General features: G+C 70.0%; 12 protein-coding genes and 1 riboswitch. Of the genes, 3 read left to right on the forward strand and 9 right to left on the reverse strand.

From position 1 onward, the window contains the following. Positions 1-4 precede the first annotated feature (4 nt). Positions 5-1,876 carry an ABC transporter ATP-binding protein gene (locus ACN4JJ_RS03120; protein WP_440708441.1) on the reverse strand — a complete coding sequence of 624 codons (1,872 nt, stop codon included), beginning with the start codon at positions 1,874-1,876 and terminating at the stop codon, positions 5-7. 30 nt (positions 1,877-1,906) lie between these two features. Continuing rightward, a complete protein-coding gene (locus ACN4JJ_RS03125) occupies positions 1,907-3,316 on the reverse strand; it encodes an MFS transporter (RefSeq protein ID WP_440708442.1) in 1,410 nt (469 codons plus the stop codon). 185 nt (positions 3,317-3,501) lie between these two features. Here ACN4JJ_RS03125 and ACN4JJ_RS03130 point away from each other — a divergent pair, with 185 nt between their 5' ends. Then, positions 3,502-4,314, forward strand: a complete 813-nt coding sequence (locus ACN4JJ_RS03130) for a ribokinase (protein WP_440708443.1) — start codon at positions 3,502-3,504, stop codon at positions 4,312-4,314. A gap of 77 nt (positions 4,315-4,391) precedes the next feature. Here the strand turns inward: ACN4JJ_RS03130 and ribH are convergent, their stop codons facing one another. The 5 genes from ribH to ACN4JJ_RS03155 all read right to left on the reverse strand — a co-directional run bounded on the left by ribH (position 4,392) and on the right by ACN4JJ_RS03155 (position 9,147). After that, positions 4,392-4,865 (reverse strand): 6,7-dimethyl-8-ribityllumazine synthase, encoded by a 474-nt coding sequence (ribH, locus tag ACN4JJ_RS03135; RefSeq protein WP_291048026.1) that lies wholly within the window; start codon positions 4,863-4,865, stop codon positions 4,392-4,394. An 80-nt stretch (positions 4,866-4,945) separates the two neighbouring features. Continuing rightward, positions 4,946-6,271 carry a GTP cyclohydrolase II gene (gene ribA / locus ACN4JJ_RS03140; RefSeq protein ID WP_440708444.1) on the reverse strand — a complete coding sequence of 442 codons (1,326 nt, stop codon included), beginning with the start codon at positions 6,269-6,271 and terminating at the stop codon, positions 4,946-4,948. After that, the gene (locus ACN4JJ_RS03145) at positions 6,268-6,948 is read right to left on the reverse strand and encodes a riboflavin synthase (RefSeq protein WP_440708445.1); all 681 of its coding nucleotides are present in this window, start codon (positions 6,946-6,948) and stop codon (positions 6,268-6,270) included. Before ACN4JJ_RS03145 ends, ribA begins: the two co-directional genes overlap by 4 nt. A gap of 4 nt (positions 6,949-6,952) precedes the next feature. Beyond that, positions 6,953-7,993 carry a bifunctional diaminohydroxyphosphoribosylaminopyrimidine deaminase/5-amino-6-(5-phosphoribosylamino)uracil reductase RibD gene (gene ribD, locus ACN4JJ_RS03150; protein ID WP_440708783.1) on the reverse strand — a complete coding sequence of 347 codons (1,041 nt, stop codon included), beginning with the start codon at positions 7,991-7,993 and terminating at the stop codon, positions 6,953-6,955. Positions 7,994-8,159: 166 nt separating this feature from the next. Continuing rightward, a riboswitch (FMN riboswitch) is annotated at positions 8,160-8,323 on the reverse strand. Between the two features lie 77 nt (positions 8,324-8,400). Beyond that, positions 8,401-9,147: a polyprenol monophosphomannose synthase gene (locus ACN4JJ_RS03155; protein WP_440708446.1), complete on the reverse strand. Its 747-nt coding sequence runs from the start codon at positions 9,145-9,147 to the stop codon at positions 8,401-8,403. Positions 9,148-9,317: 170 nt separating this feature from the next. Here ACN4JJ_RS03155 and ACN4JJ_RS03160 point away from each other — a divergent pair, with 170 nt between their 5' ends. Together ACN4JJ_RS03160 and ACN4JJ_RS03165 are read left to right on the forward strand one after the other, a co-directional pair. Beyond that, positions 9,318-9,860 carry a GtrA family protein gene (locus ACN4JJ_RS03160; protein ID WP_440708447.1) on the forward strand — a complete coding sequence of 181 codons (543 nt, stop codon included), beginning with the start codon at positions 9,318-9,320 and terminating at the stop codon, positions 9,858-9,860. Positions 9,861-9,911: 51 nt separating this feature from the next. Then, complete coding sequence (locus ACN4JJ_RS03165; protein ID WP_440708448.1) at positions 9,912-11,039, forward strand: FUSC family protein; 1,128 nt, start codon at positions 9,912-9,914, stop codon at positions 11,037-11,039. A gap of 10 nt (positions 11,040-11,049) precedes the next feature. Here the strand turns inward: ACN4JJ_RS03165 and trpS are convergent, their stop codons facing one another. Together trpS and ACN4JJ_RS03175 are read right to left on the reverse strand one after the other, a co-directional pair. Next, positions 11,050-12,063, reverse strand: a complete 1,014-nt coding sequence (gene trpS, locus ACN4JJ_RS03170; protein ID WP_440708449.1) for a tryptophan--tRNA ligase — start codon at positions 12,061-12,063, stop codon at positions 11,050-11,052. A 79-nt stretch (positions 12,064-12,142) separates the two neighbouring features. Beyond that, entirely contained in the window at positions 12,143-12,979 is an 837-nt protein-coding gene (locus ACN4JJ_RS03175; RefSeq protein WP_440708450.1) for an exodeoxyribonuclease III, read from the reverse strand. Positions 12,980-13,058: the final 79 nt, after the last annotated feature.

Consider the following 13,058-nt stretch of genomic DNA (forward strand, 5'->3'; position numbering starts at 1 on the left):
CGTCTCAGACGAGCAGCTGGTGCTTCGCGAGCTCGCGGTAGAGCGGAGTGGAGACCACCAGCTCGGAGTGCGTTCCGACGCCCACCACGCGGCCGTGGTCGACCACCACGATCTGGTCGGAGTCGACCACGGTCGACAACCGGTGGGCGATCACGATCAGCGAGCGGTTCTCGGCGACGGCGTCGATCGCCCCGCGCAGCATCTGCTCGTTCAGGCCGTCGAGCGAGGAGGTCGACTCGTCCAGCAGCAGCACCGGGGGAGCCGCGAGCAGCGCGCGGGCGATCGCCAGCCGCTGGCGCTCGCCGCCGGAGAGCATCACGCCGTCTTCGCCGACGGCCGCATCCAGCCCCTCCTCCGAGCGCTCGAGCACCTCCCCGAGGTTCACGGCCTCGAGAACCCGCACGCAGGCCTCGTCGGTGGCATCCGGAGCCGCCAGCAGCAGGTTCTGACGGAGGCTGCCCGCCAGCACCGGCGCATCCTGCTCCACGTAGCCGATCTGCGAGCGCAGCTCGACGCGGTCCAGCTGGCGCACGTCGACGCCGCCGAAGCGCACGGCGCCGGCGGTCGGGTCGTAGAAGCGCTCGATCAGGGCCAGGATCGTGCTCTTGCCCGCGCCCGAGGGGCCGACGATCGCGGTGCGCTTGCCGCGGGCGGCGGTGAAGCTCACCCCGTGCAGCACGCCGGTGGACTCTTCGAGCGAGGCGGCATCCTGCTCGGACGAGTCGCCCGTCTTGCGCACCTCGTCGTAGGCGAAGTGCACGTCGTCGAACTCGATCGCGGGGGCCTGCGCCGAAGCCGAGCCCGAACCCGCCGCGGCCAGGGCGGCGATCTTGCGGTCGTCCTGCCCCTCGATGGGCAGGTCGATGATCTCCTGGATGCGCCCGAGCGCGCCGAGCGCCTGGTTCACCGAGTTGAGCGCGCCGAAGGCCTGGCCCAGCGGCATGATCATCATGAACAGGAACAGGATGAACGACACCAGACTGGCGATCGTGATGGCTCCGGATGCCACGCGGAAGCCTCCGACGCCGAGCACCACCAGGAGCGAGACCTGCAGGGCGATGCCGGCGATCGGCACGACCAGGGCCGAGATCTTCGCGACCTTGACGCCCATCTCCCAGGCGCCCTGGGCATCCTTCTCCACGCCCGCGATCTCGCGCTCGGTGGCGTTCGAGGCGCGTACGGTGCGGATGGCGCTGATCGAGCGCTCCACGGCGGCGGCGAGGTCGCCGACCTTCTCCTGCTGCTTGCGACTCGCCGTGCGCACCCGGCTCGAGATGAGCACGACGGTGACCACCGAGACGCCGATCACGAGCACGGTGAGGCCGAGCAGCACGGGGTCGATGACGAGCATCGCTATGAGAGCGCCGACGAACACCAGGGAGCCGCCGATCGCATCCACCAGGCCCTGCGTGATGACCGCGTACAGGAGCGTGGTGTCGGAGCCGACCCGCGACACCAGGTCGCCGGTGCGGCGGGTGTCGAACTGGCTGATCGGCAGCCGCAGCATCCGCTGCACGAGGCGGCGGCGCGCCGAGAGCACCACGCTCGTACCGGTGCGCTGCAGCAGGTAGTGCTGGAAGCCGCTGATGATGCCCGAGACCACCACCAGGATGACCAGCGCCCACACCAGCATGTTCAGCGAATCGCCGTTCTGCACCACCGTGATCACCTGGCTCACCAGGAGAGGCTGGGCCAGGCTCGCCGCGGCGCCCACGATGCTCAGCGCGATGACCACCGCGAGCACCTTCCTGTGCTCGAGGAGGAACGGCATCAGCTGCTTGAAGGAGGCGCGCGGCCCGTCGTCGGGCTTGCGGCCCCGGGCGAACGGACTGCGCGAACGGGGAGGTCGATCGACGCCGGCCGAGGAGGTGCTCATGGTCTCATTCTCTCAGGGCGCCGCTGCCGCTCAGCTGAGGGTGTTGTCGAAGTCGACGTCTTTCGTCTCCTTGCTGAGGTACAGCGCACCGAGCGTGATCAGCGCCATCAGCGAGAGGTAGTTGCCGACCAGGGCGGGGGAGCCGTCGGCCGCCTGCCACAGTGCGACCGCGATGAACGGGGCCACGGCGGCGCCGAGGATCGAAGCCACGTTGTAGCTGATGGCCGATCCGGTGTACCGCACGTTCGCCGGGAACAGCTCGGGCAGTGTCGACCCCATCGGGCCGAAGGTGAGGCCCATCAGGGTGAAGCCGATGATCAGCAGCGACATCACGCCCACGAAGCCACCCGCGAACAGCGGCACGAAGAGCAGGCCGAAGCCCGCGATGCCGACCGTGGTCCAGAACAGGGTGTTGCGGCGGCCGAAGCGGTCGGCCAGCGGGCCCGAGACGAGCGTGAAGATGCCGAAGAACACGCAGCCGATCACGAGCATGATCAGGAAGTCGTTGCGGCTGTAGCCGAGGCCGGGCACGAAGGCCGCGGCGTTGAACGGCTTGCCCGCAGCCTCGGCGGCGGCCTGCGCGGTGGCGGCCGAGGAGGCCGTGGTGCCGAAGGTGAGGGTGAACGTGGTCATCAGGTAGAACAGCACGTAGGTGGCCAGCATGATGAAGGTGCCGAGGATGAGCGGGCGCCAGCTGGTCTTGAACACGCGGGCCAGGGGGAGCTTGGCCACCTCGCCGGCGTCGACCACCTTGGTGAAGGCCGGCGTCTCGACCAGCTTGAACCGCACGTACAGGCCGATGATCACGAGGATCGCGGACGCCAGGAACGGCACACGCCAGCCCCAGGCCAGGAAGGCCTCGGGGTCGAGCGTGGTGCTGAGGACGAGGAACACCACGTTGGCGATGATGAAGCCGATCGGCGCACCCAGCTGCGGGAAGGTGCCGTAGATGGCGCGCTTGCCCTTCGGGGCGTTCTCGGTGGCCAGCAGGGCCGCGCCCGACCACTCGCCGCCGAGGCCGAGGCCCTGGCAGAAGCGGAAGAGCACCAGCAGCGCGGGGGCGAGGATCTCCCAGCCGGGCGTCTGGCCGGTGGGAAGGGCGCCGATCAGCACGGTCGCCACGCCCATCGTCAGCAGCGACGCGACGAGGGTGCGCTTGCGCCCGATGCGGTCGCCGAAGTGACCGAACACGATCGAGCCGACCGGGCGGGCGATGAAGGCCACGCCGAACACGGCGAAGGAGGCCAGCAGCGAGATGGTGGGGTCGGAGTTCGCGAAGAACAGCGTCGGGAACACCAGCACGGCGGCGGTGGCGTAGACGTAGAAGTCGTAGAACTCGATCGACGTGCCGATGAGGCTGGCGAGGATGACGCGGCCGCGGGAATTGACGGGGGCGGCGGTGGGCCCGGAGGAGGGCGCGTCGAGAACGGAGGAGGACATGAGGGGCTTTCGGATGGACGGAGAAGAGATGCCCCAGATGAGCGGCGCCGATCGGGCTCCACAGGGCACCGACGCTGGCGGGGGCGAGGATCGCTCGCAATCGCCCAGTTTACGCCCCTCTAGGATGCTGGAGGACGTTCGATGCCGACGTCCGTCGCTGGTGGACGTTCGAGAAGGAGCCGTTGATGGGAATCGTCGTAGTGGTGGGGTCGCTGAACATCGATTCGACGGTGGCGGTGGAGCGGCATCCGCAGCCCGGCGAGACGCTGATGGGCGGAGACCTCGTCAAGCACTTCGGCGGCAAGGGCGCCAACCAGGCCATCGCGGCGGCCCGGGCCGGTGCGCGGGTGTCGATGATCGGCCGGGTGGGCGACGACGCCGACGGCGACGGCTACCTGCAGCGCCTGGCCTCGTACGGCATCGACACCGGCCGGATCGCGCGCACCACGGGTGTGGCGACCGGTCACGCGGCCATCGCGGTGGACGCCCACGGCGAGAACACGATCATCGTGTCGCCGGGTGCCAACGGGCGGCTGACGGTGGGAGACCTGGCGCCGTTGCGCGCGCTGGAGCCGGGCGACGTGCTGCTCGGCTCGCTCGAGGTCGACCTCGACGTGATGGCCGAGGCCTCGCGCATCGCGGCGGCGCAGGGAGCGCGTGTGGTGCTGAACCTCGCGCCGTATGCGGCCCTGCCGGGCGACGTGCTCGAACTCGCCGACCCGGTGGTGGTGAACGAGCACGAGAACGCGCAGTTGACCGCCGCGGGCCTGGACCCACGCTCGGTGCTGGTGACCCTCGGTTCGGCCGGCTCCCGCTGGGGCTCGAACACGGTGCCCGCCGGTGCGGTCACCCACGTGGTCGACACCACCGGAGCCGGCGACTGCTACTGCGGAACGCTGGCGGCGGGCCTCGCAGCCGGCCTCAGCGAGCGAGACGCGATGGAGGCGGCCTCCACCGCGGCGGCCGCGAGTGTGGGGTGGGTGGGCGCACAGCCCTGACCCACCCCACGAACAGCGTTCGGAAAGACACAGGTGTCGAGAATGGCCTGTCTCAGGCCCTACTCGACGACCGGCAGCTAACGCAGCTTCTTGAGGGTGAGGGCGGTGGCTATGGCCGCTTCGGCGGCCTCCGCGCCCTTGTCTTCTTTGGAGCCGGGGAGACCTGCTCGGTCCAGGCCCTGCTGCTCGGTGTCGAGGGTGAGCACTCCGAAGCCGACGGGCTTGCCGGTGAGGATGCTGACCTGGGTGAGACCGCTGGTGGCGGCATCCGAGACGTATTCGAAGTGGGGGGTTCCGCCCCGGATGATCACACCGAGGGCGACCACGGCATCCGCCCCCGCCTCGAGGGCGGCCTTGGAGACGACGGGCAGCTCGAAGCTGCCGGCGACGCGCACCTCGGAGACCGTGACGTTCGCGGCCGCCAGGGTGCGGCGGGCACCCTCCAGCAGGCCGTCGGTGATCTCGGTGTGCCAGGTTCCGGCGACGATGGTGATGTTGAGGCCGGTTCCGTCGAGGTCGAGATCGAGGCCGGGGGCTCCTGCACCGCTCATGGGCGAGTGTCCTTTCGGTGGGCGAATCGGGATGAAGGGGGCGAATCGGGAAGGAAGGGGCGAATCGGGAAGAAGGGGCGTCAGAGGGCGGCGGAGGGCAGCATGTGGCCCATCCGGTCGCGCTTGGTGTCGAGGTAGCGCTGGTTGAACTCACCGGCGCCGACGACCAGGGGAACCTGCTCGTCCACCGCGATCCCCTGCTCCTCGAGCTGGCGCACCTTCTCGGGGTTGTTGGTGAGCAGGCGCACGCGGGTGGCGCCGAGGTCGCGGAGGATGGCCGAGGCGGCGCCGTAGTCGCGGGCGTCGGCGGGCAGGCCGAGCGCCACATTCGCGTCGAGGGTGTCGAGCCCGTCCTCCTGCAGCCGGTAGGCGCGCAGCTTGTTCACCAGGCCGATGCCGCGGCCTTCGTGACCGCGCAGGTAGACGACGGCGCCACCGTGCTCGGCGATCAGGTCGAGCGAGGCGTCCAGCTGCGGGCCGCACTCGCACTTCAGCGAGCCGAAGGCCTCGCCGGTGAGGCACTCCGAGTGCACACGCACGAGCGGTATGCCCTCGGCGAGGTCGCCGGAGAGGATGGCCACGTGGTCGGCCCCGGTCTCGAGGTCGCGGTAGGCGCGCATCCGCAGGGTGCCGTGCGTGGTGGGCACCGAGGTCTCCACCTCGAAGTGCACGCGCGGGGCGCCGGAGGGGCGGCGGGCGGCGGCCGAGACCAGGGCGTCGGCCTCGGCGGCGGCGGTGGCGGCATCCGGAGCCGCGGCGGCCAGGACGGCGGCCCCCGACTCCTCGGCCGCGCCCCCGTCCTGCTCGTTCAGCCAGTCGATCATCTGCTCGATCGTGATGATGAGCAGGCCGTCGCGCTCGGCGATCGCGTCGAGCTCGTCCATCCGCATCGCCGATCCGTCGTCGGCGATCATCTCGCCGATCACGCCCACCGGCGGCAGGCCCGCGGCCCGCATCAGCTCGACCGCGGCCTCGGTGTGCCCGGCCCGCTCGCGCACGCCGCCGTCGACCGCGCGCAACGGCACCACGTGGCCGGGGCGGATGAACGAGGCGGCGGTCGAGTCGGGGTCGGCCAGGCGGTTCAGCGTGAGCGCGCGGTCGTGCGCGTTGATGCCGGTGGTGACTCCGGATGCGGCATCCACCGTGATCGTGTACGCGGTGCGCCGGGTGTCTTCGCTGTTCACGACCATCGGCGGCAGGGCGAGCTTGTCGGCCAGCTCGGCCGGCATGGGGGCGCACAGGTAACCGGAGGTGTTACGCACCATCCAGGCGATCCACTCGGTGCTGGCGAGCGAGGCCGCCATGATGGCGTCGCCCTCGTTCTCACGGTCGGCGGCATCCGAGACCAGCACGGGCCGGCCGGCCCGCAGCGCTTCGACGATCTCGGGCATGGTGGCGAATGTCATGATCCGCTCCTCGGGGTAGGGGTCTGGGGTGAGCGCGGGGAGGCCAGGCCGAGCGTCACGAGACGTTCGACGTGCCGGGCCAGGATGTCGGTCTCGATGTTCACCCGGTCGCCCGGGCGCAGGGTGCCGAGCGTGGTGGCGGCGAGCGTCTCGGGGATGAGGGAGACCTCGAACCAGTGGCCGGCACCGAGCTGACCGTCGCCGGCCTGGCCGGACTCGTCGCGGCCCACGTTCGAGACGGTCAGCGAGACGCCGGAGACCGCGATCGAGCCCTTGTCCACCACGAGCGGTGCCAGGTCGTCGCCGAGGGTGAAGCGCAACACGCTCCAGGCCTCGCCGGGGGTGACCGAGAGCACGGTCGAGGTGCCGTCGACGTGACCCTGCACGATGTGCCCGCCGAGGCGGTCGCCCACCTGAGCGGCCCGCTCGAGGTTGACCCGGCTGCCCGGGGCGAGCGCGCCGATGGTCGACATGCTGAGGGTCTGGGCCATCACGTCGGCGGTGAAGCTGTCGTCGGTCTGCGCGATCACCGTGAGGCACACACCCGAGACCGAGATGGAGTCGCCGTGCTTGGCGTCGCTCACCGCGAGCGGGGCGCGCACCGTGATGACGGCGGCATCCGCGGTCTGCTCGAGGGCGAGCACCTCGCCGAGCTCTTCGATGATTCCGGTGAACATCGGTCTAATCCTCCAGGGGCTTCGTAGGCGTGGGCTTCGTGGGCGCGTCGGCGACCGGTCGCGCGACGATCACGAGGTCGTCGCCCAGTCGTGTGACCTCGCCGACGGTGAGGCGGCGCTGATCGCCGATGGTGGCGACTCCGAGGTCGGTGAGGGCGGTGCGCGGGCCGCCGAGCAGGGTGGGGGCGAGGTAGACCACGATCTCGTCGGCCAGCCCCGCGGCCAGGAAGGCGCTGGCCAGGGTCGGCCCGCCCTCCACGAACACGGAGCGGATCTCGTCGCGGTAGAGCTCTCGCAGCACGGCGTCCAGGTCGCGCGACGTGAACTGGCGCAGGGCATCCGGATGCGGGTGCCGGCGCACGCGGGCGCCCTCGGGAACCGGGCGGCGGCCGATCACGACCGGCGCGGGCTGGTGCTCGAAGAGGCCGGCGCCGTCCTCCCGGGCGGTGAGGGCCGGGTCGTCGGCGAGAACGGTGCCGGTGCCCACCACGATCGCATCGGAGTGGGCGCGGCGGCGGTGCACGTCGGCGCGGGCGAGTGGGCCGGTGATCCACTGGCTGGAGCCGTCGGCCGCCGCGGCCCGGCCGTCGAGACTGGACGCCCACTTGACGGTGACGAAGGGGCGGCCGAGGCGTGTCGCCGTGAGCCAGGGGCGGATGGCCTCCTCGATCTCGTCGGCCCGCAGGCCCTCCTCGACCTCGATGCCGGCCGCGCGCATCCGTTCGCCGCCTCCGTGCGAGGCCGCCCCGGGATCGGCCACGGCGTAGACCACGCGCGCGACCCCGGCGTCGATCAGCGCCACGCTGCACGGACCGGTGCGGCCGTGGTGGTTGCAGGGTTCGAGGGTGACCACGGCGGTGGCACCGCGGGCGAGCGACGGATCGGCCAGGGCCGCGAGGGCCGTGGTCTCGGCGTGCGGGGTGCCCGCGCCGCGGTGCCAGCCCTCGGCCAGGAGGTCGCCGGCGGGGGAGAGCAGCACGCAGCCGACCTGCGGGTTCACGCCGGCGCGGGGGCCGCGCAGGGCGAGTTCGAGGGCGCGGAGCATGGCGTCCGCCTCGGCCGCCCGCGACGGGAACGGCGCACCGGAGGGCGTGGCCGTGGCCGCCGTGGCGGCGCTTGTACCCGCTGTGCTCATCCCGTCCTCGTCTTCCGACGTGACTCCGGGGATGCGCTCGAAAAGCGCCGGCGGGGTCTCGAGGTCGAGTATCCCGCCCGTGCTACCTCTCATCCGGACTGAGGTGAGGTCTTTCGACCCCGCCATAACCGTCGGTCCTGGAATTCCACCAGGTCAACCACCGGGTGATTGCGGACAATCGATCGGAGGCTCGCGGACTATAACCGCCGGTTCAGAATCTCACTGACCCCGGAGCACGTTGCTTACATCTAGTTATACCTCAACGCAGGAACCGTCGGACAATTCCCGACGCATCGCGTCACGTGCGGGGATGCGGGTCAGCGGGCGGCGGAGCCTGCGGCCGGAAGGGCGAGACGCTCGGGCGCGCGGCCCACCAGGCTCGACAGGCCCCAGCCGGTGACCTTGGCGAGAGCCTCGACCACGATGCCGGTCGACATCTTCGACACGCCCTCGGCGCGCTCGACGAAGGTGATCGGGAACTCGCCGATCCGGGCTCCGCTGCGTTCGAACAGCCAGGCCATCTCGATCTGGAAGCAGTAGCCCTGCGAGTTCACGGTCTGCAGATCGATCGCACGGAGGGAGTCGGCGCGGAAACCGCGGTACCCGCTGGTGAGGTCGTGCAGCTTCGACTGCAGCAGGATGCGGGCGTACGCCGTTCCCGAGCGGGAGATGAACTTGCGGTGGGCCGGCCAGTTCACGATCACGCCGCCCGGAATCCACCGCGTCCCGATCGCCATGTCGCAGCCGTTCTCGAGCAGGGCGATCAGCAGCGGCAGTTCTTCGGGCTGGTGCGATCCGTCGGCGTCCATCTCGACGATGAAGTCGTAGTCCTTGTCAAGGGCCCAGCGGAAACCGGCCCCGTACGCGGCGCCCAGACCGTTCTTCTCGGTACGGTGGAGAACGTGCACGCGGGAATCGTCGGACGACAGCTGATCGGCCAGTTCACCGGTGCCGTCGGGCGAGTTGTCGTCGACGATCAGGACGTTCGCGGCCGGCTCGGCGGCGAAGATCCGTTCTACGATGCTGGAGATCGACCCGATCTCGTTGTAGGTCGGAATCACCACGACAGTCTTCGCCACAGTTCCCTCAATCGATCATGCGCGGCCACGTTCGGCAGCGCTGGAAATCGTATCGATGCTTTCTGTTCATTCTCCCCAGTTACGCTCAGCATTCCCCTGGAAGATACGAACAGTTCTCTTCACGAGTTTCGTACGTCAGAAACGGTAGTCCATTCATGAGCAGTGCCCCCGTCACGAGGTCGCGCCTCCAAGTTCTCGCCACGGAGTTCATCCGGTTCGGCCTGGTCGGTGGAGTGGGCTTCGTCGTCGACGTAGGCGTGTTCAACCTGCTGCGCACCACGATCATGGACCCGGGGCACATGCACGGCGGGCCCGTGATCGCGAAGCTGATCTCGACCACGCTCGCCATCCTGGTGAACTGGCTCGGCAACCGGTACTGGACGTTCAAGGAGCGCCGCCGCACCGACGTCTTCCGCGAGAGCGTGGAGTTCTTCGCCGTCAGCATCGCCGGCATGGGCATCGGCCTGGCCTGCCTGTGGTTCTCGCACTACGTGCTGCACTTCACCTCGCTGCTGGCCGACAACATCTCAGGCAACGTGATCGGGCTGGTGCTCGGGGCCGTGTTCCGCTTCGTGCTGTACCGCGTGTGGGTGTTCGGGGAGCACCGGGTGGGGGTGCAGGCGCCCGCGCCGACGCCGGCTGCGGCGGCTTCTGCGGCGTCGGTCGAGACGATGGGCAAGACCAGCTCGCTGTCCTGAGGCTTCCTGGCCGTCGGGCGCTCCCGAGCGGGCGACGGATACTGTGGTGACGTGAGCACAGACGGAACGGGAACCGGCGACCCGGGTGGTGCCCGGCCCTCACGCCTGAGGTCGGTCGCCCGGGCCACGCTCGCCCCGGCCCGCGCCTTCCAGACCTCGGCACGCACGCCGCTGCTACAGGTATTGAAGACGGCGGCCGCCGCCGTGATCGCCTGGGTGCTGTGCTCGCTGATCGCCCCGAACCAGATCCCCGTGTTCGGCGCCATCGCGGCGATCATCGTGGTGCAGCCGAGCGTCAACCAGTCGCTCAGCCGCGGCATCGAGCGGTCGATCGGCGTGATCGTCGGCGTCGTCGTGGCCTACCTGGCCTCGCTGGTGTTCGGGGCGCCGAGCTGGCTGATCCTCGCCGCGATCGTGGTGTCGCTGTTGATCGGCTGGGTGCTGCGGCTGCCCCAGTCCTCCACCGTGCAGGTGCCGATCAGCGCGATGCTGGTGCTCTCGATCGGCGCGCAGACGCCCGGCTACGCCGTGGAGCGCATCATCGAGACGATCATCGGCGCCGTGATCGGTGTGGCGATCAACTGGTTGATCGTGCCGCCGCTGGCCGTGCAGCCGGCGCACGACGCCGTGGCCGCCCTCGGCCGGGAGATCGCGTCGACGATGGACGGCCTGGCGGTGGTGCTGAGCGAGCAGACCGACGAGCCGTACCGCCTGAAGCTGCTCGTGGAGGCGCGACTGCTGCGGCCCATGCAGGCCAAAGCGCAGAAGGCTCTGGATGCCGCGACCGAGAGTCTGCGCTTCAACCCGCGCCGCTCGAACCTGCGCGACCAGCTGGCGGCCGACGCCGAGCTGCAGGCGATGCTCGGGATCGTGCTGACGCGCATCCTGGGCATGGCGCGGGCGCTGAACGACCACTTCGACGACACCCTGCACCAGGAGCTGTCGGCCACCGCCATCGGCGAGGAGCTGCGGCGGGCCGCGCACGATCTGCGGCTGGTGATGTCGCACACCCAGCTGCCACCGGGCGAGGCGGAGCGGGCAGAGGAGGAGGAGCCGGCGCTCACGGCGCCGTTGCAGACGATCGTGCCCGATCCGGCGCACTGGATCCTGATCGGCTCGCTGCTGGAAGACCTGCGGCGGGTGCGCGAGGAGATCGTGGGGGCGACGCCGGACGCCTGAGCTCCCGGCCTCAGCCCCGGCGGGGGAGGAACCCGACGCGGTCGTACACGGTGGCGAGCGTCTCTTGGGCGACCGTCTCGGCCCGGTCGGCGTTGACGGCGAGGATGTGGTCGAGCTCGGCCGGGTCTTCGAGCAGCTCGAGGGTGCGCGTGCGGATCGGGTCGATCGTCTCGACCACCAGCGCCGCGAGCGCCTTCTTGAGTGTGCCGTAGCCTCCGCCGGCGAACTCCTCCACCACGGCGTCGACGGTGCGGCCGTCGAGGATGGAGAACAGGGTGAGCAGATTGGCCAGGCCCGGCTTCGTCTCGCGATCGAAGCGCACCTCGCCGTCGGTGTCGGTGACCGCCCGCATGATCTTCTTCTCGGTGACCTTCGGCTCATCCAGCAACCAGATCAGGCCGGCCTGCGACTCCGCCGACTTCGACATCTTCGACGCCGGGTTCTGCAGGTCGTAGATCTTGGCCGTGTCTTTCAGGATGTAGGGCTTCGGCACCGTGAAGGTCTCGCCGAACCGCGAGTTGAAGCGGGTAGCGAGGTCGCGGGTGAGCTCGATGTGCTGCCGCTGGTCTTCGCCCACCGGCACGTCGACGGCCTGGTAGAGCAGGATGTCGCCGGCCTGCAGGATCGGGTAGGTGAACAGGCCCACGGATGCGGCATCCTGACCCTGCTTGGCAGCCTTGTCTTTGAACTGGGTCATCCGCGCCGCCTCGCCGAAGCCGGTGAGGGTGTTGAGCACCCAGGCGAGCTCGGCGTGGGCCGGCACGTGCGACTGCACGAAGAGCGTGGAGCGCGAGGGATCGATGCCGGCGGCGATGTACTGGGCCGTGGTGCGGCGGGTGTTCGCGCGCAGCTGTGACGGGTCTTGCGGCACGGTGATCGCGTGCAGGTCGGCCAGGAAGAAGAACGCGTCGTGGGTCTCCTGCAGCGCCTTCCAGCTGAGCAGGGCGCCGATGTAGTTGCCGAGGTGCAGCGAGTCGGCGGAGGGCTGCATTCCGGAGAGCAGGCGGGGCTTGGGGGAGTTCATGGTGTGGATGTCCTGTTTCGATGGAGAGCCGGTGATCGGCGGGACGCTGCGCCGCAGGGGCGGCGGCGCAGCCGAAGGGTCACAGCTGGTAGTCGACGACGACGGGAGCGTGGTCGCTCCAGCGCAGGTCGTGCGTCTCGGCACGGTCGATGGTGTACCCCGTCGCCGCGGCGGCGAGCTCGGGTGCGGCGAGCTGGTAGTCGATGCGCCAGCCGGTGTCGGTGTCGAAGGCGCGCCCGCGCTGCGACCACCAGGTGTAGGGCCCTTCGACCTCGCCGGCGAAGCGGCGGCCGAGGTCGACCCAGCCGAATCCGGCACCGGCGTTGTAGGCGGGGTCGTCTTCGGCGCCCACGAAGCGATCGAAGTAGGCGCGCTCCTGCGGCAGGAAGCCGGCCTTCTTCTGGTTGCCGCGCCAGTTCTTGATGTCGAGCTTGCGGTGGCCGACGTTGAGGTCGCCCATCACCACGGAGAGCGGGTTGTGCGCCTGGAGCGCGGGCAGGCGCTCGAGCATCGCGTCGAGGAACTTGTACTTCTCGACCTGCTTGGGCGTTCCGTCTTCGCCGGAGTGCACGTACGTGGACACCACGGTGACGATCTTGTCGCCCCACTCGTAGTCGGCCTCGAGCCAGCGGCCGGCGCTGTCGAAGTCGTCGGCGCCGAAGGAGACCCGGTGGATGCTCGCGCGGTCGCGGCTGGCGAGGGCCACACCGGCGCGGCCCTTGGCCGTGGCGGCATCGTGCAGGATGTTCCAGTCGGGCCCGAGCAGCGCCTCGACGTCTTCGGTCTGCGCCCGCACCTCCTGGATGGCGAGGATGTCGACGTCGCGTGCCTCGAGCCAGTCACCCATGCCTTTGCGGTAGGCGGCACGGATGCCGTTCACGTTCACGGAGGCGATTCTGAGGGGCTTCGAGGGCATGATCCTACTGTACCGGCGACCCCGGACACCGGCCGGGGCATCCGTCTCCCGCCCTCGCGGACGTTCGCATCCGCTCCGG

It is taken from the genome of Herbiconiux dendrobii (genome assembly GCF_052048175.1).
GTDB lineage: Bacteria > Actinomycetota > Actinomycetes > Actinomycetales > Microbacteriaceae > Herbiconiux.